Raw genomic sequence first — 1,907 nt, forward strand, 5'->3', positions numbered from 1 at the left:
CCGCCGCACGCCTGACGGCGGGCGCCCACTACGAGACGGCGCTGCTCGGCGCGGCCGCCGCCGCCCTCGCCGCGGCCGTGCTGACCTGCGCCCTCGTCGACCGGCTCACCACGGCGGCGGTGGCGGACGGGCGGCGCTGAGCGCTCCCGCCGTCAGCCCAGGGCGCCGGTGTGCGGGTCGCGGGCGGTGAGGCAGTAGGTGCCGCCGGCCGGGTCGCGCATCACCGTCCAGTGGCTGTGCTCGGCGACGAAGACCGCGCCGAGGTCCTCGTGGGCGCGCCGGGCGGCCGCGCGGTCGGCGCAGGCGAAGTCCAGGTGGGCACCGGTCGGCCGGGGGTCGTCCAGCCGGTGCAGCAGGATCCGGACGGGCAGCTCCGCCGGCGACTTGGCCACCCGGAACTCCGGCCGCGAGCCGGTCAGCACCGGCCAGCCGGTCAGCCCGCCCCAGAACGCCGTCTCGGCCTCGAACGCCCCGCCCGGGACGTCGACGGCGAGCTGGTCCAGCCGGGTGCCCGCGAAGACCTCCGGACGGCGGGACTCGCCGCGCCAGGGCACCGCGCAGAACGACTGCCCGGCGGGGGAGGCGAGGACCACCAGGCCGTCGCCTTCGTCCGCCAGCACCGAGGCACCCAGTTCGACGGCGCGGCCGGCGAGCGCCCGGACGTCCTCGACCGCCAGGTCCAGGTGGGCGCCGCCGGTGCCGTCGGCCACGCCCTGGAGCTTCAGGCAGGCGTCCGTTCCCTCGCTCAGCAGGGTCGCGAACTCGCCGTCCGCACCCCGGCGTTGTGACAGCGACGTGCCGGTCGCCGCCGTCCAGAACCCGGCGGCCTGCGCGAACCGCTCCCGCGGCCGGTCCACGAACGCGTACACCCAGCGGATCATCCCTGCTCCCGTCACCTGATGGCCGTGCCGACCGGCCGTGCGGGGACATCGTGCTGGCCGGGGGCGGCCGCGCACAAACGGGTTGGCCGAACGGCAGCCCCCCGGCCCCCGCCGGGGGTCACTGGGTGGCGGTGACGATGCAGCGCTTCAGCTCCGCGACGGCGTCGGGATCGCCCTCGACGGTCAGACCGGGTGCCGGGTTGCCGTCCTGACGGTTCCACACCCAGCGCAGCACGGCCGCGGGCGGACCGCTCACCACGGCGTCCGCCGGGCCGCCGCCCGCCCCGTCCTCGACCGTGAACACCCCCGGGCCGGTCCGCAGCCGCCAGACGGCGCCCTCGGTGCGCACCTCGTAGCCGCGGCCGGGGGAGTCCGCCAGGATCCCGGTGAAGTAGCCGCCCCACTCCGCGACGCCGTACGCCACGAAGACCTTCAGCAGTTCGTCGATGCCGTCCACCGCGAGATCGGCCGGGACGGGCGCGACCCGCTGCCCGGTGCCGAGCTCGGCGTCGATCCGGTGGATCACCGTCTCCTGCGCCATCCGCCGGATCCAGAAGCCCACCGATGTGTCCGGCGCGTACCAGGAGCCGGCCGGGTCCTCGGGGCGGCGGGCGGCGAACTCGGCCAGCAGGCCCTGGTAGGCCCGGTCGAGGAGCGCGATCGGCTCCTCCTCGTCGAGCCCCTTCGGCGGCCACTGCTCGGGTTCGGCGCCCTCCCGCATCGCCGCGATCTTGTGCAGGTACACGGCGCCGACGTGCCGGGCCAGGTCGGTGACCGTCCACCCCGGGCAGGTCGGCACGGCCGCGGTGGGTGCGAGCGGCACCACGGACCGCAGCCGGGCGAAGTCGGCCGCGAGGCATTCCAGGTATCGGGCGTTGTCCATGACGACAGTTCAGCACGGACCGCCGGCGCACCGGCCCCGATCGGGCCTCAGCCGAGGAAGAACTCCGCGAGGACGGGCGCCAGCGCCTCCGCCGCCACGTCGTGCGTCTGGCCCTCCAGAACGCGGTGCACCGCACCGGGCAG

At 76.4% G+C, this 1,907-nt stretch carries 2 protein-coding genes; both read right to left on the reverse strand.

The features are described from left to right. Nucleotides 1–152 precede the first annotated feature (152 nt). Nucleotides 153–881 (reverse strand): VOC family protein, encoded by a 729-nt coding sequence (locus tag ABZ641_RS35465; protein WP_359988529.1) that lies wholly within the window; start codon nt 879–881, stop codon nt 153–155. A gap of 118 nt (nt 882–999) precedes the next feature. Next, nucleotides 1,000–1,764, reverse strand: a complete 765-nt coding sequence (locus ABZ641_RS35470) for a maleylpyruvate isomerase family mycothiol-dependent enzyme (RefSeq protein WP_359988531.1) — start codon at nt 1,762–1,764, stop codon at nt 1,000–1,002. Nucleotides 1,765–1,907 lie beyond the last annotated feature (143 nt).

The organism is Kitasatospora sp. NPDC007106, from assembly GCF_040634455.1.
GTDB classification, from domain to species: Bacteria; Actinomycetota; Actinomycetes; order Streptomycetales; family Streptomycetaceae; genus Kitasatospora; species Kitasatospora arboriphila.

What these genes read in the sequence shown, in the direction of transcription:
- ABZ641_RS35465 (WP_359988529.1), bottom strand. Translation starts at nt 881, where the DNA reads ATGATCCGCTGGGTGTACGCGTTCGTGGACCGGCCGCGGGAGCGGTTC.
- ABZ641_RS35470 (WP_359988531.1), bottom strand. Translation starts at nt 1,764, where the DNA reads ATGGACAACGCCCGATACCTGGAATGCCTCGCGGCCGACTTCGCCCGG.